General features: G+C 71.9%; 1 protein-coding gene. It reads left to right on the top strand.

Annotation, left to right across the window (positions count from 1 at the left end; all coding sequences use genetic code 11):
* Nucleotides 1-15 precede the first annotated feature (15 nt).
* Nucleotides 16-21867 carry a non-ribosomal peptide synthetase gene (locus FOF48_RS22390; RefSeq protein ID WP_255442542.1) on the top strand — a complete coding sequence of 7284 codons (21852 nt, stop codon included), beginning with the start codon at nucleotides 16-18 and terminating at the stop codon, nucleotides 21865-21867.
* The last annotated feature ends 44 nt before the right edge of the window (nucleotides 21868-21911 follow it).

Raw genomic sequence — 21911 nt, 5'->3', positions numbered from 1 at the left:
ACGGAGCACCTGCGGGTGCTGCTGGAGTCCGTGGTGGCCCGGCCCTCGGCGAAGCTCTCCGAGCTGGCGCTGATGGGCGCACAGGAGCGCCAGCAGGTGCTGGTGGCGTGGAACGACACGCGTGGAGACGTCTCTGGCGATGTGACGTTCCCGACGCTCTTCGAGGCCCAGGTGCGTCGCGCGCCGGGCTCCGAAGCGCTGGTGTTCGAGGACACCTCGCTGACGTACGCACAGCTCGATGCACGGGCGAACCAGCTGGCGCACCACCTGCGCACCCTGGGCGTCGGGCCCGAGGTGCGCGTGGCGCTCTGCGTGGAGCGCTCGCTGGACCTGGCGGTGGCGATGCTCGGCATCCAGAAGGCCGGTGGCGCCTTCGTACCGTTGGATCCGTCGTATCCGCGGGATCGCCTGTCCTTCATGCTCGAGGACAGCGGCGCGCCCGTGCTGGTGACGCAGGACTCGCTCCACCAGCAGCTCCCCACCGACGGCCTGCGCGTGGTGTGCATGGACCGTGAGGCGGCGCACCTCCAGACGCTGCCGTCGGACAGCGCACCTGCATCCAGCGCGAACGCCGACACCCTGGCGTACGTCATCTACACGTCCGGTTCCACGGGCCGTCCCAAGGGCACGCTCCTGCCGCACCGGGGCCTCAACAACACCGCCCGGCAGGCCGCCGCGGCGAAGGGACTGGGAACGGGGCGCCGCGCGTTGCAGTACGCGGCGTCCAGCTTCGACGCCAGCGTGTGGGAGGTGTTCAGCACGCTCGTGTCGGGAGCCACGCTGGTGCTCGCGCCGCGCGACCGGTTGCTGCCGGATGAACCGCTGCGCACGCTGCTGAAGTCGCAGCGCATCACCACCGTGACGCTGACACCGTCGGTGCTCGCGCAACTGGACACGGCAGGGCTGGACGCACTGTCCACCGTCGTCTCCGCCGGTGAGGCGCTGAGTGTGGAGCTGGCGCGCAAGTGGGGGCAGGGGAGGACGCTGATCAACGCGTATGGCCCCACCGAGACCACTGTCTGCGCGACGCTCACGCACGGCGGTGCGAAGGCGGAGCGGCTGACCATTGGCAAGCCGCTGGCGAACGTGCGCGTGTATGTCCTCGATGCCCTGCACCACCCGGCACCGGTGGGCGTGCCCGGGGAGCTGTACGTGGCGGGCGAAGGACTCGCGCGCGGCTACCAGGGACGGCCGGACATGACGGCGGAGAAGTTCGTCCCCGATCCGTTCAGCCAGGATCCTGGCGCGCGGCTGTACCGCACGGGAGACCGCGTGCGGTGGCTGGCCCACGGCGAGCTGGAGTACCTGGGCCGCATCGACCACCAGGTGAAGGTGCGCGGCTTCCGCATCGAGCTGGGCGAGGTCGAATCCGTGCTGCTGCGCCACGCGGGGGTCCGCGAGGCGGCGGTGGTGGTGCGCGAGGACGCGCCGGGCGACAAGCGACTCGTCGCCTACGTCGTGGCGCATGCGGGAGCGGCGCTCGATGCCGCCGGTCTGCGTCGGCACCTGAAGGACGGCATGCCGGAGTACATGGTGCCGTCGGCGTTCGTGATGCTGGACGCGCTGCCAATGACGCCCGCGGGCAAGGTGGACCGCAAGGCCCTGCCAGCCCCCACGGGCGCGCTCGCGCGTCCCGATGCCTACGTGGCCCCGCGCACCTCCACGGAAGTGCGCGTGGCGGCCCTCTTCTCACGCGTGCTCACCGTGGAGCGCGTGGGCGCCGAGGATTCGTTCTTTGAACTGGGCGGCCACTCGCTGATGGCCACCCAGCTCGTGTCCCGGCTGCGTGGCGAGTTCCAGGTGGAGCTGCCCCTGCGCGCGCTCTTCGAGGCCCCGACGGTGGCCGCCCTGGCCGCTCGCGTGGACGAAGCCGCGAGCGCCGAGCGCGAGTTCAAGACGCCGCCGCTCAAGCCCGCGCCCCGCGACGGGGCGCTGCCGCTGTCGTTCGACCAGGAGCGCCTCTGGCTCTTCGAACAGCTCACGCCGGGTACGCCCATCTACAACGTGCCCAGCGCGGCCCGCTTGAGCGGGGACCTGGAGGTCGAAGTGCTCCGCCGTGGCCTGGAGGAGATCGTCCGGCGCCACGAAGCGCTGCGCACCGTCTTCCGTCAGGACGCATCGGGCGCGCCCATGCAGGTCGTCCTGCCGGCGCGGCCGTTCGTGCTGCCCCTGGTGGACCTGTCCACCCTGCCCACTGAACAGGTGGAGGCCGAGGCCCGGAAGCGCTTGAACGAGGAGGCCGCGCGGCCCTTCGACCTCGTGCAGGGCCCCCTGCTGCGGGCCCAGATCCTGCGGCTGAGCGCGCGTGAGCACGTCCTGTGCCTCGTCCAGCACCACATCGTGGTGGATGGCTGGGCCGTGGGCGTCTTCATGCACGAACTCCAGGCGCTCTACACCGCGTTCCTGCGCGGCGAACCCTCGCCGCTGCCCGCGCTGCCCGTGCAGTACGCGGACTACACCCTCTGGCACCGCCAGTGGTTGAGCGGCGACGTGCTGGAGCAGCAGATCGCCTGGTGGAGGCAGCAGCTCGCTGGCGCGCCGCGCATCCCGCTGCGCACGGATGCACCGCGTCCCGCGGGAGATCGCTTCCACGGCGACAGCCGTCGCTTCCATCTGTCTCCGGACCTCACGTCGCGGATCGAGGCTCTGGGCCGGGGCGAGGGTGCCACGCTGTTCATGGTGCTGCTCGCCGCGTTCGACGCGCTCCTGCACCGCCGCACCGGCCAGGACGACATCGTCGTGGGCACGGACATCGCCAACCGGGCCCGCGAGGAGCTGGAGTCCCTGGTCGGCTTCTTCACCAACCAGCTCGTGCTTCGCACGCAGGTGACAGGCGACCTGTCCTTCCGCGCGCTGCTGGATCGCGTGCGCAAGGGGACGCTGGACGCCTACGAACACCAGGACCTGCCCTTCGGCACGCTGGTGCAGGCGCTGAAGCCCCCGCGTGAACCGGGTGGCCAGCTCTTCAACGTGAAGTTCGTGCTGGAGAACGCGCCGCTGCCGCCGCTCCAACTGCCCGGCTTGGAGCTGAGCCTGCTGGATGCGGAGACCAACGGGACCGCGAAGTGGGACCTGCTCGTCGTCGTCTTCCCGTGGCAGGGCGGGCTCACCGTCACGGTGGAGCACAACACGGACGTGCTCGACCGCGCGTCGGTGGAGCGGCTGTTCGCCCACTTCGAGTCGCTGCTGCGCGCCGTCGTGGAGGACCCCGAGCGCCGCATCGGCGCGCTGCCGCTGCTCACGCCCGATGAGCGGCACACGCTCGCCGCGTGGAACGACCGCGCCCGGACGTACCCGCACGGACTCCCCGTGTCGCGCGTCTTCGAATCGCAGGTGGCCCGCGCCCCGGACGCGGTGGCCGTGACCTTCGAGGGTGACTCGCTCACCGCCGCCCAGCTCAACGCACGCGCCAACCAGCTCGCGCACCACCTGCGGGCCCTGGGCGTCAGGGCCGGCAAGCGCGTGGGCATCTGCCTGGAGCGGTCGCTGGACCTCGCGGTCGCGGTGCTGGGCATCGTGAAGGCCGGGGGCGCCTACGTCCCGCTCGACCCCAGCTTCCCCACCGAGCGCCTCTCGCTGCTCATCGAGGACGCGGGGCTGTCCGCGCTCGTCAGCGTCTCCGCGCTCGCGGACGAGCTGCCCGCGCAGTGGCTCCAGGTGGTCTGCCTGGATGACGACGCGGCCGCGCTCGCGAAGCGTCCGTCCGCGGACCTCGACACCGCCCCGGGCGCGGAGGACGAGCTGTACGTCCTCTACACGTCCGGCTCCACGGGCCGCCCCAAGGGCGTGTCCGTGCCCCATCGCGCCGTGGTGCGTCTGGTGTGCGGCCCGGAGTGGGTGCGCCTGACGCCGCAGGACGTGTTCCTCCAACTGGCGCCGCTCGCGTTCGACGCGTCCACCTTCGAGCTGTGGGGCGCGCTGCTCAACGGCGCGAAGCTCGCGGTGTTCCCGCCGCGTGCGCCCACCCTGGATGAGCTGGGGCAGGTCATCGCCCGCGAAGGCGTGAGCACGCTGTGGCTCACCGCGGGCCTGTTCCACCAGATGGTGGACGGCAACCTGGAGGGCCTGCGGCCCGTGCGCCAGCTGCTGGCGGGCGGTGACGTGCTCTCACCCGCGCACGTGCTCCGCGTGATGGAGCAGCTGCCCGGCTGCCGCGTCATCAACGGCTATGGCCCCACGGAGAACACGACGTTCACCGCGTGCTACCCGGTGGAGGGCGCGGGCGCGCTGGGCATCTCCGTGCCCATCGGCCGTCCCATCAACGGCACGCGCGTGTATGTCCTCAACGCTTCGCTGGAGCCCGTGCCCCTGGGCGCTCCGGGCGAGCTGTTCGCGGGCGGCGATGGTCTGGCGCATGGCTACCTGAACCAGCCGGAGCTCACGGCGGAGAAGTTCATTCCGGATCCGTTCAGCCAGCAGCCGGGTTCGCGCCTGTACCGCACCGGCGATCAAGTCCGCTTCCGCGCGGACGGCGCGTTGGAGTTCCTGGGCCGCATCGACCAGCAGGTGAAGGTGCGCGGCTTCCGCATCGAGCCGGGAGAGATTGAGACCGCGCTGCGCGGCCACCCGTCCGTGGCCGATGTCACCGTGGCCGTGCAGGAGGTCGCGGGCGACAAGGCCCTGGTGGCCTACGTCGTCACCGAGGAGGGCGCGGAGCCCCTGGGCGTGGACACGATGCGCTCGTTCCTCCAGGACAAGCTGCCTGCGTACATGGTGCCGGCGGCCCTGATGGCGATGGACGCGCTGCCGCTCACGCCCAACGGCAAGGTGGACCGCCGCGCGCTGCCCGTCCCAGGCAGTGAGCGTCCGCAGATGGCCACCGCCTACGCCGCGCCGCGCACCGCGGAGGAGACCGCGTTGTGCGAGGTGTGGGCGGACGTGCTGGGCGTGGAGCGCGTCGGCATCGACGACAGCTTCTATGACCTGGGCGGTGACTCCATCCGCAGCATCCAGCTCATCGCGAAGCTGCGCGAGCGCGGGTTGGACCTGCCCATGGTGGAGCTGCTGCGCCAGCCCACCATCCGCGCGCTGGGCAACCTGGTGCACGCGGCGCCGGCGAAGGATGCGGCGCGGGCCGTCCCTGGCTCGGAGCCCTTCAGCCTGCTGTCCGAGGCGGACCGCGCGCGGCTGCCCGCCGACGTGGAGGACGCGTACCCGGTGGCCGTGCTCCAGGCCGGCATGCTCTTCCAGAGCGAGCTGGATCAGGCGTCCGGCATGTACCACGACGCCACCAGCTACCACCTGGAGATGGCGCTGGACGCGCCGAAGCTGCACCAGTTGCTGGGTGAGCTGGCCCGGCGCCACGCCATCCTGCGCACCTCGTTCGACCTCACCGGCTACGAGCAGCCGTTGCAGCTCGTGCACCGAGAGGCCCAGGTCCCGCTGGAGCTCCATGACGTGCGCCATGTGCCCGCCGCGGAGCAGGACGCGCTGCTGCGCAAGCGGGTGGAGGAGGACCGCTGCCGTCCGTTCGACTGGAGCCGCGCGCCGCTGCTGCGCTTCGCGCTCTACCGGCGCACGGAGAAGACGCTCCAGTTCTCACTCATCTTCCACCACGCCATCCTGGACGGCTGGAGCCTCGCGACGCTGCTCTCGGAGCTGTTCCGAGGGTACGTGAACCTCCTGCGCGGGACGCCCGTCGCGGAGGTGGCCCCGCTGGCCGTCACCTACCGCCAGTTCGTCGCGTTGGAGCACCAGTCGCTCACCTCCGGAGAGGGCGAGCAGTTCTGGAGGTCGCGCCTCGCGGAAGTGGATCGTCCGGCGCCCCGCGCGCCGCTGCCCGCCGGTCAGGAGCCGGTGCTGAGCATGCGGCAGTTGGATGTGCCCCTCGCGCTCCAGGAAGGCTTGCAGCGCGTGGCGCAGGCGGCCGGCGTGCCGCTCAAGACCGTGCTGCTGGCGGCGCACCTGCGCGTGCGCTCGCTGATGGAGGGCCGCCGCTCGGTGGTGACGGGCGTGGTCTCCAACGGCCGTCCGGAGACGGCCGACAGTGAGCGGATGGTGGGCCTGTTCCTCAACAGCATCCCGTTCCCGGTGACGCTGGAGGATGGATCGTGGCTGGACCTGGTGCGCCAGGTCTCGCGCGCGGACGGCGACATCTGGCCGCACCGCCGCTACCCCATGGGCCGGCTCCAGCAGCAGCTGGGCGGCCAGCGGCTGTTCGACACGATCTTCAACTTCGTCCACTTCCACGTGGCCGGAGGCCTGTCGCAACTCGAAGGCGTGCGCCTGTTGGAGGAGACGCCGTCCACCGCGTGGATGGAGCTGCCGCTGAGCACGCTGTTCCTCCAGCGTCCGGACACCGGCGCGCTGATGCTGGTGCTGCGCACCAACGGCACGCAGCGCGACGCGGACCAGACAGAGGCGCTGGCGGGCTACTACTTCCGCGCTCTGGAAGCCATCGCCGCCAACCCTCACGCGCGCCACGAGCACGCGCGGCTGCTGCCGGACGCCGAGCGCCAGAAGCTGCTGGTGGAGTGGAACGCCACCGGCGCGGCGCCCGCGGGCGACACGTGCGTCCATGAGCGCTTCGCCCTCCACGCGGCCCGCACGCCGGGCGCGGTGGCGGTGGTCTGCGATGACGGCCAGCTCACTTATGGGGAGTTGAACCGCAAGGCCAACCAGCTCGCGCACTGGCTGCGCGCGCGCGGCGTGGGACCGGATGCGCGCGTGGGCCTGCTCACCGAGCGCACCCCGGACGCCATCGTCGGCGTAATGGGCATCCTCAAGGCGGGCGGCGCGTACGTGCCGCTGGACCCGTCGCATCCGCCGGAGCGCCTGCGCACGGTGTTGGAGGACGCGGCCGCTTCGCTCGTCGTCACCCAGGCCTCGCTCGCGGGGCACGTGGTGGACGCCGCCAAGGGGCTCGTGTGCCTGGACTCCGACGCCGCGCTTCTCCAGCGCGAGCGTGAGGAGGATCCGCCCCGCCTGGGCGACGCGGGTTCGCTCGCGTACGTCATCTTCACGTCTGGCTCCACGGGCCGGCCCAAGGGCGTGGCCATCGAGCACCGCCAGCTCAACCACTACGTGGAAGGCGTGACGCTCCGGCTGGAGCTGCCCCCAGCGGCGAGCTTCGCGTCGGTGTCCACGCTGGCCGCGGACCTGGGCCACACCGCCGTCTTCCCGACGCTGAGCGGCGGCGGCACGCTGCACCTCATCTCCCGCGACCGGGCCTCCGACCCGGCCGCGCTGGGTGACTACTTCGAGCGCCACGCGGTGGACTGCCTGAAGATCGTCCCCTCGCACCTGACGGCGCTGCTGTCGTCGCCGTCGCCCGAGCGCGTGTTGCCGCGCAAGCGGCTGGTGCTCGGCGGCGAGGCCTCCGACCCCGCGCTCGTGGCGCGCGTGCACGCGCTCGTGCCGGGCTGCGAGGTGTTCAACCACTACGGCCCCACCGAGACGACGGTCGGCGTGCTGACGTGGAAGGTGGAGCGGGGCACGGCGCTGCCCGCCACCGCCTCCGTGCCGCTGGGACGGCCGCTGCCCAACGCGCGCATGTACGTGCTGGACGCGGCGATGCAGCCCGTCCCCGTGGGCGTGCCCGGCGAGCTGTTCATCGGCGGCGCGGGCGTGGCCCGTGGTTACCTGGGACAGCCCGGCCTCACGCTGGAGCGCTTCCTCGCGGATCCGTTCCACCCGGAGCCCGGCGCGCGCGTGTACCGCACCGGGGATCGCGTGCGCTACCTGCCGGACGGCGCGCTGGAGTTCCTGGGCCGCGTCGACTTCCAGGTGAAGGTGCGCGGCTTCCGCATCGAGCTGCCGGAGATCGAGGCGGCGATGAGCGGCCTGCCCGGCGTGGCGGAAGTCGTCGTGCTGGCGCGGGAGGATGTGCCGGGTGACAAGCGACTGGTGGCCTACGTCGTCGCGGTGCCCGGCCACACGTTGGAGGCCGGTGCGCTGCGCCAGGGCCTGAAGACGCGGCTGCCGGACTACATGGTGCCGTCCGCCTTCGTCACGCTGGGCGCGCTGCCGCTCACGCCCAATGGCAAGGTGGACCGCCGCGCGCTGCCCGCGCCGGAGCAGGAGACCGAGGCGGGCCGCGCCCATGTGGCGCCGCGCACCCCGACCGAGGAGCTGATCGCCGGGCTGTGGTTGAAGCTGCTGGGCGTGGAGCGCGTGGGCGTGAAGGACGACTTCTTCGCGCTCGGCGGTCACTCGCTGCTGGCCACGCAGATGATCTCCCGCATCCGGAGCGCGTTCCGGGTGGAGCTGCCCCTGCGCGCGCTCTTCGAGGCGACCACGGTGGAGACGTTGGCGGCCCGCGTCGACGATGCCGTCCGCCAGGGCTTCGGTCTGGAGGCGCCGGCCATCGTGCCGCTGTCGCGCGAGCACACGCTGCCGCTGTCGTTCGCGCAGCAGCGCCTGTGGTTCCTGGATCAGCTGGAGCCCGACAGCGCCTTCTACAACATCGCCGCGCCGGTGCTGCTGGACGGCGCGCTGGAAGTGGCTCCGCTGGAGCAGGCCTTCACGGATCTGGTGCGCCGACACGAAGTGCTGCGCACCACCTTCCGCGCGGAGGGTGGCAACCCGGTGCAGGTCGTCCACGCGGCGGCCCCCATGCCGCTGCCGCTCGTGGACCTCACCGGCCTGCCCGAAGCGGAGCGCGAGGCGAAGGCGCAGCGGCTGGCGGACGAGGACGCGGGCCGGCCCTTCAACCTCGCCACGGGCCCGCTGCTGCGCGCCACGCTGGTGCGGCTGTCGGACGTGCGCCACATGCTGCTGCTCACCGTGCACCACATCGTGTCCGACGGCTGGTCGCGCGGCGTGTTGGTGCGGGAAGTGGCCGCGCTCTACGAGGCCTTCCGCCAGGGCAAGCCCTCACCGCTGCCGGAGCTGCCGGTGCAGTACGCGGATTACTCGGGCTGGCAGCGTGGCTGGCTCCAGGGGGACGTGCTGAAGAAGCAGGTCGGCTACTGGAAGCAGCAGCTGTCCGGAGCGCCCTCCGCGCTGGAGCTGCCCACGGACTTCCCGCGTCCGGCGGTGCAGACGTACCGGGGTGAGACGCTGCCGTTCACGCTGCCGCGCGAGCTGTCGGATGCCTTGCGTGCGCTGGCGCTGAAGGAAGGCGTGACGCCGTACATGCTGCTGCTCACGGCGTGGCAGGTGCTGCTGGCTCGCCACGCGGGTCAGGACGACGTCACGGTGGGGTCGCCCGTGGCTGGCCGTGGCCGCATGGAGACCGAAGGGCTCATCGGCTTCTTCATCAACACGCTGGTGCTGCGCACCCGGCTGGAGGGGGAGCCCTCGTTCCGCCAGGTGCTCGCGCGGGTGCGTGAGTCGGTCCTGGGCGCGCACGCGCACCAGGAGGTCCCGTTCGAGAAGCTGGTGGAGGAGCTGCAGCCGGTGCGCGACACCAGCCGCTCGCCGCTCTTCCAGGTGTGGTTCGTGCTGCACCAGGAGCTGGCGGCGAAGCTGTCCGTCCCGGGCCTCACGCTGAGCGCCTACGAGGCGGAGGCGCGCACCGCGAAGTTCGATCTGGCCCTGTCCATGCTGGACGCGGCGCCGGGCTTCGTGGGCCGCCTGGAGTACAACTCCGATCTGTTCGCCCGCGCGACGGCGGAGCGGATGATGGCGCGCCTGCACGTGCTGCTGGAGGGCATCGTCGCCCGGCCCGAGGCGGCCGTGGGCGAGCTGCCCCTGCTGTCCGCGGAGGAGCGGCACCAGGTGCTGGTGGGGTGGAACAGCGTGCGCGCGGAGCTGCCGCGCGAGGCGTGCATCCACTCGCTCATCGAGGCCCACGCGGAGGCCACGCCGGACGCGGTGGCGCTCGTCTACGAGGACACGTCGCTCACGTACGCGGAGCTGGACGCGAAGGCCAATCAGCTGGCGCACCACCTGCGCCGCCGGTACGTCGGGCCGGAGGTGCGCGTGGCGCTCTGCCTGGAGCGCTCGCTGGACCTCGTGGTGGCGATGCTCGGCATCCTCAAGGCGGGGGGCGCGTTCATCCCGCTCGATCCGTCGTACCCGGTCGAGCGCCTGGACTACATGCTGTCCGACTCGGGCGCTCCGGTGCTGCTGACGCAGGAGTCGCTGATGGACTCGCTGCCCACGGACGGCCGGCTCACCCTCCAGCTGGACCTGGACTGGGACACCATCGAACGGATGCCGGAGGAGGCGCCGCGCTCGGGCGTGGCGTCGCGCAACCTGGCGTACGTCATCTACACGTCCGGCTCCACGGGCCGCCCCAAGGGCACGCTGTTGCAGCACCAGGGTCTGGTGAACACGGCCCTGCGCGCCGCCGAGGCGAAGCGGGTCGGACCGGGCAGTCGCGTGTTGCAGTACGCGGCGTCCAGCTTCGATGCCAGCGTCTGGGAGATCTTCAGCACCCTGGCCGCGGGCGCCACGCTGGTGCTCGCGCCGCGCGACCGGCTCTTGCCGGACGAGCCCCTGCGCACGCTGCTGAAGGAGCAGCGCATCACCACGGCCACGCTGACGCCTTCCGTGCTCGCGCAGCTGAGCACCGAAGGGCTGGACGGACTGCGCAGCGTCGTCTCCGCCGGTGAGGCGCTGAGCGTGGAGCTGGCGCGCAAGTGGGGCGCGGGCCGCCTGATGATCAACGCCTACGGCCCCACCGAGGCCACTGTCTGCGCGACGCTCACGGAGGGCGGCGTCAACCCCGAGCGGCTGACCATTGGCAGACCGTGGGCGAACGTGCAGGTCTACGTGCTGGACGCCGCGCTGCGTCCGGTGCCGGTGGGCGTGGCGGGCGAGCTGTACGTGGCGGGCGTGGGCCTCGCGCGCGGCTACCAGGGCCGGCCCGACCTGACGGCGGAGAAGTTCGTCCCGCATCCGTTCAGCACCGACGCGGGCGCGCGGCTGTACCGCACCGGGGACCGCGTGCGGTGGCTGGCGACAGGGGAGCTGGAGTACCTGGGCCGCATCGACTTCCAGGTGAAGGTGCGCGGCTTCCGCATCGAGCTGGGCGAAGTCGAATCCGTGCTGCTGCACCACGCGGAGGTGCGTGAGGCGGCGGTGGTGGTGCGCGAGGACTCGCCGGGCGACAAGCGGCTCGTCGCCTACATCGTCGCGCAGGAGGACAGCGAGCTGGACGCGGCGGAGCTGCGCCGTCACCTGAAGGGCGAGGTGCCGGAGTACATGGTGCCGTCGGCCTTCGTGGTGCTGGAGGCCCTGCCGATGACGCCCGCGGGCAAGGTGGACCGCAAGGCCCTGCCCGCGCCGTCCGACTCCCGCACGGAGCGCAGCGAGGCGGAGTTCGCCGCGCCGCGCACGCCGACCGAGGAGCTGCTGGCCACGGTCTGGACGGAGATCCTGGGCGTGGAGCGGGTAGGGGTGCGCGACAACTTCTTCGAGCTGGGCGGGCACTCGCTGCTGGCCACGCAGGTCGCTTCGCGCATCCGCGAGGCGTTCGGCGTGGAGCTGCCGCTGCGCGCGCTCTTCGAGGCGCCCACCATCGCGGACCTCGCCCAGCGGGTGGACCAGTCCGTCCGTTCGGAGCAGGGACTCCAGGCCCCGCCCATCGTGCCGCTGCCGCGCGAGGGTTCGCTGCCGCTGGGCCTTGCCCAGCAGCGGCTGTGGTTCCTGGACCAGATGGAGCCGGACAGCGCGTTCTACAACATCGTGCTGCCCGTCCGGCTGGAGGGAGCGCTCGACCTGGGCGTGCTGGAGCGGACCTTCACGGAGCTGGTGCGCCGCCATGAATCGCTGCGCACCACCTTCCACGCGCAAGGCGATCAGCCCGTGCAGCGCATCCACGCGCCCACGCCCGCGTCGCTCCAGGTCGTCGACCTGGGCGGCCTGCCGGACGCGGAGCGCGAGGCCGAGGCGAAGCGCCTGGCCGACGCGGAGACCAACCGCGGCTTCCGGCTGGCCACGGGGCCGCTCCTGCGCGCCCTCATCCTCCGCATGTCGGAGACGGAGCACGTGCTGCTCCTGTCGCTGCACCACATCATCACGGACGGCTGGTCCATGAGCCTGCTCGTCCGGGAGATCGCCACGCTCTACGCGGCCTTCCGCGAGGGCAAGCCGTCGCCGCTGCCGGAGCTGCCGGTGCAGTACGCGGACTACGCCGGCTGGCAGCGCGACTGGCTGCGCAGCGACGTCATGGGCAAGCACGTGGAGTACTGGCGGCAGCAGCTGTCCGGCGCCCCCTCCGGACTGGAACTGCCCACGGACTTCCCGCGACCGGCGGTGATGACGTACTCGGGCGGCGGCGTGGCGGTGAAGGTGCCCCAGCCGCTCTCCCAGCGGCTCAAGGCGCTGTGCCGCGAGCAGGGCGTGACGCCGTTCATGTTCCTGCTGGCGGCGTGGCAGGTGCTCCTGGCTCGCCACGCGGGCCAGGACGACATCAGCGTGGGCTCTCCGGCCGCGGGCCGCGGGCACTCGGAGACGGAGGGCATCATCGGCTTCTTCGTCAACACGCTGGTGCTGCGCGCGAAGCTCTCCGGCAACCCCACCTTCCGCGACGTGCTGCTCCAGGTGCGTGACACGGTGCTGTCGGCGCACGTCCACCAGGAGGTGCCTTTCGAGAAGCTGGTGGAGGAGCTGCACCCGGTGCGCGACACCAGCCGCTCGCCGCTCTTCCAGGCGATGTTCGTGCTCCAGGCGGAGGAGCTGTCAGGACAGGTGTCCGTGGCCGGCCTCACGCTCAAGACCTACGAGGCGGAAGCGCGCACGGCGAAGTTCGACATGTCCCTGTCGCTGGCGGACGCCGCCGAGGGCTTCCTGGGCCGGCTCGCGTACAACTCCGACCTGTTCTCCCGCGCCACCGCCGAACGGCTGGTGCAGCACTTCGTGATGATGCTGGAGGGCATCGCCACCGACATGGGCCAGCGCGTGATGGCGCTGCCCCTGATGACGGAGGACGAGGCGCGGCAGGTCCTGGTGGTGTGGAACGACACCCGCGTGGACTTCCCGCGTGAGGCGTGCATCCCGTCGCTCATCGAAGCGCATGCGCGCAACACGCCGGACGCGGTGGCGCTCGTCCACGAGGACACGTCGCTCACGTTCGCGCAGCTGGACGCGAAGGCCAACCAGCTGGCGCACCACCTGCTCACCCGGGGCGTCGGGCCGGAAGTGCGCGTGGCGCTCTGCCTGGACCGCTCGCTGGACCTGGTGGTGGGAATGCTGGGCGTGCTCAAGGCCGGTGGCGCCTTCGTGCCGCTGGACCCGGCGTACCCCATCGACCGGCTCGACTACATGCTGGAGGACAGCGGCGCCACGGTGCTGGTGACGCGCGGCGAGCCCATGCCGGGCCTGCACGCCGAGGGGCGTGAAGGGCTCCACCTGGACGACGTGCGGGACGTCCTCCAGGCCCTGCCCACCACGGCGCCGACCGTGGCGATGACCTCCGCCAACCTGGCGTACGTCATCTACACGTCCGGCTCCACGGGCCGCCCCAAGGGCACGCTGTTGCAGCACCAGGGGCTGGTGAACACGGCGCTCCAGGCGGGCCGCGCGCATCGCTACGCGCCGGGCATCCGCGTGTTGCAGTACGCGGCGTCCAGCTTCGACGCCAGCGTGTGCGAGGTGTTCGGAACGCTGGTCGCCGGGGCCACGCTGGTGCTCGCGCCGCGCGACCGCCTCTTGCCGGATGAACCGCTGCGCGCGCTGCTGAAGGAGCAGCGCATCAACGCCGTCACGCTGACGCCTTCGGTGCTCGCGCAGCTGGGCACCGAGGGGCTGGAGGGCCTGCGCACGGTCATCTCCGCCGGTGAGGCGCTGAGCGTGGAGCTGGCGCGCAAGTGGGGGGCAGGGCGCCTGATGATCAACGCCTACGGCCCCACCGAGGCCACCGTCTGCGCGACGCTCACCGAGGATGGCGCGAAGCCGGACCGGCTGACCATTGGCAAGCCGTGGGCGAACGTGCAGGTGTACGTGCTGGATGACGCGCTCCGGCCGGTGCCGGTGGGCGTGGCGGGTGAGCTGTACGTGGCGGGCGTGGGCCTGGCACGCGGCTACCAGGGCCGGCCGGACCTGACGGCGGAGAAGTTCATCCCGAACCCGTTCAGCACCGACCCAGGCATGCGGCTGTACCGCACGGGAGACCGCGTGCGGTGGCAGTCCACGGGGGAGCTGGAGTACCTGGGCCGCATCGACTTCCAGGTGAAGGTGCGCGGCTTCCGCATCGAGCTGGGCGAAGTCGAATCCGTGCTGCTGCACCACGCGGAGGTGCGCGAAGCGGCGGTGGTGGTGCGCGAGGACTCGCCGGGCGACAAGCGTCTGGTGGCGTACGTCGTGGCCCAGCAGGCGGGGCCGCTGGACGTGGTGGAGCTGCGCCGTCACCTGCGGAGCGAGGTGCCGGAGTACATGGTGCCGTCGGCCTTCGTGGTGCTGGAGGCCCTGCCGATGACGCCCGCGGGCAAGGTGGACCGCAAGGCCCTGCCCGCGCCGACGGGCGAGGTGTCGCGCACGCGGAGCTTCGTGGCCCCGCGCACGCCGACGGAGGAGCTGCTGGCGGCCCTCTTCGCGCAGCTGCTGGGCGTGGAGCGCATGGGCGCGGAGGATCACTTCTTCGAGCTGGGCGGCCACTCGCTCATGGCCACGCGGCTGGCCTCGCGCATCCGCGAGGCCTTCGACGTGGAGCTGCCGCTGCGGACGCTCTTCGAGGCGCCCACGGTGTCGGACCTCGCCCGGCGCGTGGACGCGCTCGTGGCGCAGGGCCGGGGCGTGAGGGCGCCGCCGCTGGTGGCGCTGCCCCGCGCGGAGCGGATGCCGCTGTCGTTCGCCCAGCAGCGCCTGTGGTTCCTCAACCAGCTGGAGCCGGACAGCGCCTTCTACAACCTCCCGCTGCCGGTGCGGCTGGAGGGGACGCTGGACATCTCCGCGCTGGAGCGGGCCTTCACGGAGCTGGTGCGCCGCCACGAGTCGCTGCGCACCACCTTCCCGATGCGCGAGGGCCAGCCCGCCCAGGTCATCCAGCCCGCAACGGCGCTGTCGCTCCCGGTGGTGGACCTGTCCGGTCAGCCCGAGGACGTCCGCGAGGCCGAGGCCCAGCGGCAGGCCAACGAGGAAGCGCAGCGTCCGTTCCATCTGGCGAACGGCCCGCTCTTGCGCGTGAAGCTGCTCAAGCTGGAGGCCCAGCGGCACGTGCTGCTCGCGACGATGCACCACATCGTCTCCGACGGGTGGTCCATGGGCGTGCTGGTGCGCGAGATGGCGGCCCTCTACGAGGCCTTCGCCTCGGGCCGCGCGCCGTCGTTGCCGGAGCTGCCGGTGCAGTACGCGGACTACGCGGGCTGGCAGCGCGGCTGGCTCCAGGGGGACGTGCTGGCCCAGCAGATGGCGTACTGGAAGCAGCAGCTGTCCGGCGCGCCCGCCGCGCTGGAGCTGCCCACGGACCGTCCGCGTCCGGCGGTGCAGACCTACCGGGGCGCCAGCGTGAACCTGCGCGTCGGCAAGCCGGTGACGGACACGCTGAAGGCCCTGGCGCTCCAGGAGGGCGCCACGCCCTTCATGGTGCTGCTGGCCGCGTGGCAGGTGCTGCTCGCGCGCTACTCGGGGCAGGACGACGTGAGCGTGGGCACGCCCATCGCGGGCCGCGGCCGCACGGAGACGGAAGGGCTCATTGGCTTCTTCGTCAACACGCTGGTGCTGCGCACGAAGCTGGAGGGCAACCCGAGCTTCCGCGCGCTGCTCGCCCAGGTGAAGGAGACGACGCTGGGCGCGTACGCGCACCAGGAGGTGCCGTTCGAGAAGCTGGTGGAGGAACTGGCGCCCACGCGCGATACCAGCCGCACGCCGCTGTTCCAGGTCCTGCTGTCGTTCCAGAACGCGCCGGTGCCGGAGCTGGAGGTGAAGGGACTCACGCTGCGCGCCGTGCCCCTGGAGCACCGCACCGCGCAGTTCGATCTGAACATGACGCTGTCCGAAGTGGACGGCGAGCTGCGCGGCGCCATGGAGTACAACTCCGACCTGTTCGACGCCGGCACCGCCGAGCGGATGCTGGAGCACCTGCGCGTCCTGCTGGAAGGCGTGGCGTCCCAGCCGGATGTGCCCGTCCAGCGCCTGCCGCTGCTCACCGACGGCGAGCGCCATCAACTGCTGGAGACGTGGAACGACACGCGGGCCGACTTCCCGCGGGAGGCGTGCATCCACCAGCGCTTCGAAGCGCAGGTGGCGCGCACCCCGGACGCGCTCGCCGCGACGTTCGAGGGCGAGCACCTCACCTACCGGCAGCTGGACGCGAAGGCCAACCAGCTGGCGCACCACCTGCGCCGGCTGGGCGTGGGGCCCGAGGTGAAGGTCGCCCTGTGCCTGGAGCGCTCGCTGGAGATGGTCATCGCCGTGCTGGGCGTGCTCAAGGCCGGCGGCGCCTACGTGCCGTTGGATCCGAAGTACCCGTTGGACCGGCTGTCCTTCATGTTGGAGGACACGCAGGTGCCGGTGGTGCTGACGCAGGACTCGCTGGCGGACGAGCTGCCCGTCACCACCCAGCAGCTCATCAGCCTGGATGGCGACTGGAAGCGGAGCATCTCCCGCGAGCGCGAGGACGCGCCCGTGACGGCGGTGACGGCCGGCAACCTGGCGTACGTCATCTACACGTCCGGCTCCACGGGCCGCCCCAAGGGCGTGGCCATTGAACACCGCGGCGTGTCCAACTACCTGACGTGGTGCCTCTCGGCCTACGGGCTGGACTCGGGCGCGGGAGCGCCGGTGCACTCCTCGCTCGCCTTCGACCTGACCGTCACCAGCATGCTGGCGCCGCTGGTCGCCGGGCGCGGCGTGGTGATGGTGTCCGAGGCCCGGGGCGTGGAGGGCCTGGGGGACGTGCTGCGCGACGGCACGGGCTTCAGCCTCGTGAAGCTGACGCCCAGCCACCTGCGGCTGTTGTCCGACCTGCTGGGCGCGGACGCGGCGGCGGGGCGCACGGGCGCCTTCGTCATCGGCGGCGAGGCGCTCTTCGCGGAGGAGCTGGCGTTCTGGCGCAAGCACGCGCCGGCCACGCGGCTCATCAACGAGTACGGCCCCACGGAGACGGTGGTGGGCTGCTCGGTGCACGTCGTGGCCCCGGAGGACGCGGGCTCCGGCGCGGTGCGCATCGGCAGGCCGCTGCCCAACACGCGGATGTACGTGCTGGACGCGCACCTGCAACCCGTGCCGGTGGGCGTGCCGGGTGAGCTGTACATCGGCGGCGTGCAGGTGGGCCGCGGCTACCTGGGCCGGCCGGAGCTCACGGCGGAGAAGTTCATCCCGGATGCGTTCGACCCGGACGGCGGCGCGCGGCTGTACCGCTCCGGCGACCTGGGTCGCTGGCGCGCGGACGGGACGCTGGAGTACCTGGGCCGCGTCGACCACCAGGTGAAGGTGCGCGGCTACCGCATCGAGCTGGGGGAGGTTGAGTCCGCCCTCATGGGCGCCTACGGCGTACGTGAAGCCGTGGTGGTGGTGCGCGAGGACGTGGCCGGCGACAAGCGGCTGGTGGCGTACGTCGCGGGCGACGTGGAGTCCCTGGACCGCCAGGGCCTGCGCGAGCACGTGGAGCGCACGCTGCCGGAGTACATGGTGCCGTCCGCCTTCGTGGTGTTGGAGGCCTTGCCGGTGACGTCCAACGGCAAGGTGGACCGCAAGGCGCTGCCCGCGCCGAGCGAGGAGCGCGCGGAGGCGGATGGGTTCATCGCGCCGCGCACGCCCACCGAGGAGCTGCTCGCCGGAGCGTGGAGCGAGCTGCTGCGGGTGGACCGCGTGGGTTCGACGGATGACTTCTTCGAGCTGGGCGGCCACTCGCTGCTGGCCACGCAGGTGCTGTCGCGCGTCCGGAGCATCTTCCGCATCGACCTGCAGCTGAGGGACGTCTTCAACGCGCCCACGGTGCAGAAGCTGTCCGTCCTCATCGACCAGGCGCTCCAGGCCGGCGCGGGCACCCAGGCGCCCGCCATCGTGCCGCTGCCCCGCGAGGGCCGCCTGCCGCTGTCGTTCGCGCAGCAGCGCCTGTGGTTCCTGCATCGGCTCGACGCGTCCAGCCCGGCCTACAACGTGCCCATGGTCCTTCGCCTGAAGGGCTCGCTGGACGTGATGGCGCTGGAGCAGAGCTTCACGGAGCTGGTGCGCCGCCACGAATCGCTGCGCACGTCGTTCCACCTGGAGAACGGACAGGCCACGCAGGTCATCCACCCGGCGGTGTCGCTGCCGCTGGCGGTGGTGAACCTCTCCGACATCTCGGAGCCGGAGCGCCACGACGAGGCCCGCCGCCTCGCGGACGAAGAGGCGGTGCGTCCGTTCCAGCTGGCCACCGGTCCGCTGCTGCGCGTGAAGCTGCTCAAGCTGGCCGAGGAGGAGCACATCCTCCTGCTCGTGATGCACCACATCGTCTCGGACGGCTGGTCCATGGGCGTGTTGGTGCGCGAGATGGCCGCGTCCTACGAGGCCTTCGCCTCCGGGGGCACGCCGTCGCTGCCGGAGCTGCCGGTTCAGTACGCGGACTACGCGGGCTGGCAGCGGGGTTGGCTCCAGGGCGAGGTGCTGGAGAAGAAGCTCGCGTACTGGAAGCAGCAGTTGTCCGGCGCGCCCGCCGCGCTGGAGCTGCCCACGGACCGTCCGCGCCCGGCGGTGCAGACGTCGCACGGCGCCAGCGTTCAAGTGAAGGTGGGCCGGGAGCTGACGGCGACGCTGAAGGCCCTGGCGCTCCAGGAGGGCACCACGCCGTTCATGGTCCTGCTGGCCGCGTGGCAGACGCTGCTCGCGCGCTACTCGGGGCAGGACGACGTGAGCGTGGGCACGCCCATCGCGGGCCGGCAGCGCGCGGAGACGGAGGGGCTCATCGGCTTCTTCGTCAACACGCTGGTGCTGCGCACGAAGCTGGACGGCGACCCCACGTTCCGCGAGCTGCTGGGCCGGGTGCGGGAGACGACGCTGGGCGCGTACGCGCACCAGGAGGTGCCGTTCGAGAAGCTGGTGGAGGAGCTGGCGCCCACGCGCGACACCAGCCGCACGCCGCTGTTCCAGGTGTCGATGACGCTCCAGAACGCGCCGGAAGGGGCGTTCTCATTGACCGACCTCACCCTGGAAGGGGTGGAGGTGGAGCACCGCACGGCGAAGTTCGACCTGTCGCTCGGCCTGACGGAGACGGCGAACGGCATGGAGGGCGGGCTCGAGTACAACACCGACCTGTTCGACGCGGCCACCGCCGAACGGCTCGCCCGGCACCTGGGCGTGCTGCTGGAGGGCGTCGCGGCGGATCCGGACGCGCGCTTGCACCAGCTGCCGCTGCTCACGCCGGAGGATCGCCGGCAGGTGGTGGCGGGCTGGAACGACGCCAACGCCCACTTCCCGGTGGATGCCTGCCTGCACTCGCTGTTCGAGGCCCAGGCGGCGCGCACCCCGGACGCCGTCGCGGTCACCTACGCGGAGCAGCGCCTCACGTACCGGGAGCTGGACGCGCGGGCCAACCAGTTGGCGCATCACCTGCGCTCGCTGGGCGTGGGACCGGAGGTCCTGGTGGGCCTCGCGGTGGAGCGTTCGCTGGAGCTGATGGTGGGCCTGCTGGCCATCCTCAAGGCCGGCGGCGCGTACCTGCCCATGGATCCGGCGTACCCGCGCGAGCGCCTGGAGTTCATGGTGGAGGACGCGCGCGTGCCGGTGGTGCTCACCCAGCAGCATCTGCTGGAGGTGGTGCCGTCGGGCGCGGCGAAGCGGCTGTGCCTGGACGCGGACGCCGCCGCGTGGGCCTCAGCGCCCACCACGACGCCGGACAGCGGGGTGGCGCCGCATCACCTGGCGTACGTCATCTACACGTCCGGCTCCACGGGCCGCCCCAAGGGCGCGCAGATCGAACACGCCCAGGTGGTGCGCCTCTTCGACGGGACGAAGCAGTGGTTCGACTTCGGCGCGAAGGACGTGTGGACGCTGTTCCACTCGTACGCGTTCGACTTCTCCGTCTGGGAGATGTGGGGCGCGCTCTTGTACGGCGGCAAGCTGGTGGTGGTGCCCTACGAGGTCAGCCGCACGCCGGCGGACTTCCACGCGCTGCTCAAGCGCGAGGGCGTCACGGTGCTCAACCAGACGCCGTCCGCCTTCCGTCAGCTCATCCAGCACGAGGAGCGCACGGGCGACTCCGAGGGCCTGTCCCTGCGCACGGTGGTGTTCGGCGGCGAGGCGCTGGAGTTCGGCAGCCTGCGGCCCTGGTACGCGCGGCACGCGGACACCGCTCCGGTGCTCGTCAACATGTACGGCATCACCGAGACGACCGTCCACGTCACCTACCGGGCGCTCAAGGCGGCGGACGCGGAGGGAGGGCGCGGCAGCGAGGTGGGCGTGCCGATCCCCGACCTCCAGGTGTACGTGCTGGATGCGCACGGACAGCCGGTGCCTCCGGGCGTCACCGGGGAGATGTACGTGGGCGGCGCGGGCCTGGGCCGTGGCTACCTGGGCCGGCCGGAGCTCACGGCGCAGCGCTTCCTCCCGGATCCGTTCAGCGCGCGGCCCGGAGCGAGGCTCTACCGCTCCGGTGACCTGGCGCGGTGGCGCCCCAACGGCACGCTGGAGTACCTGGGGCGCGCGGACTTCCAGGTGAAGGTGCGCGGCTTCCGCATCGAGCTGGGTGAAATCGAGGCGGGTCTGCTCTCGCACCCGAGCGTGCGCGAGGCCGTGGTGCTGGTGCGCGAGGACGTGCCGGGCGACAAGCGCCTGGTGGCGTACCTGGTGGGCGCGCCGGGCCAGGGCGTGGCGGGGAGCCAGGAGCTGCGCGAGCAGCTGCGGCGCACGCTGCCGGAGTACATGGTGCCGTCCGCCTTCGTGCCGCTGGAGGCGCTGCCGCTCACGTCGAACGGCAAGGTGGACCGCCGCGCGCTGCCCGCGCCGGACACCACGCGCGCGGAGGCCGCCGCCCTGGTGGTGGCGCGCACGCCGCTGCAGCTGCAGCTGGTCCGTGTCTGGGAGGAGACGCTCGGGGTGTCGCCCATCGGCATCCGCGATGACTTCTTCGACCTGGGCGGCCACTCCATGCTGGCGGTGCAGCTGATGGGCCGCATCCAGCAGCTCACGGGCCGCGACCTGCCCCTGGCGTCGCTGTTCCAGGCGTCGACGGTGGAGCAGCTGTCCGCGCTGCTGGAGCAGGAGGCGAAGGCGTGGTCGCCGCTGGTGGCGCTGAAGCCGGAGGGCACGAAGCCTCCGCTGTTCTGCATCCACCCCGCGGGCGGCGGCGTCCTCTGCTACGTGGATCTGGCGCGCGAGCTGGACGCGGATCAGCCGTGCTACGGCCTCCAGGCCCGAGGCACCGAGGGCGAGGAGCCGCTGGGCACCGTGGCGGAGATGGCCGCGCTGTACCTGGACTCCGTGCGCGAGGTGCAGCCGCACGGGCCGTACCACCTGGCGGGCTGGTCGCTGGGCGGCATCATCGCCTTCGAGATGGCGCGGCAGCTGCGCGCGCGGGGCGAGGAGGTGGCGCTGCTGGCGAGCATCGACGCGTACACCGTGCAGCACATGGTGCCGGACAAGACGCCGGAGCAGGTGCTGGAGGACATGCTCACCTCCGAGCTGACCATGATGCTGGCGGCCACCACCGGGCGCGATCCCACGGAGCTGCGCGAGCGCATCTCCCGCATGACGCAGCCGGAGCGGGTGGCCTACTTCTACGAGGTGGGCAGCCAGGAGGACACGCAGATCGCCGACGTGGGCGTGGACCGCGTGCGCAACCTGTACCGGGTGTTCGAGTCCACCTCGCGCGCGTTCACCCAGTACGACGCGAAGCCGCACGACGGGACGCTCGTGCTGCTGCGCGCCAGCCAGCGGCCGGACACGCGCGAGCACCACGGCTGGGAGGCGCTCGTCACCAGCGGCGTGGAGGTGGTGGAGATGCCGGGCTCGCACATGACGATGATGCGCAAGCCGCTCATCACGAACGTGGCGAAGGAGCTCCAGGCCCGCATCGGCTCCCAGACGGCGCCGGTCGACGACGCGAAGAAGAAGATCGGGTAGCCGCCGGGGCAGGGGAGCGGGCGCGGCGTGGGCTTCGGGGTTAT

The sequence above is a fragment of the Corallococcus sp. Z5C101001 genome (genome assembly GCF_007352635.1).
Classification (GTDB): Bacteria; Myxococcota; Myxococcia; order Myxococcales; family Myxococcaceae; genus Corallococcus; species Corallococcus silvisoli.
This window is presented reverse-complemented; position numbering and strand designations above follow the sequence as displayed.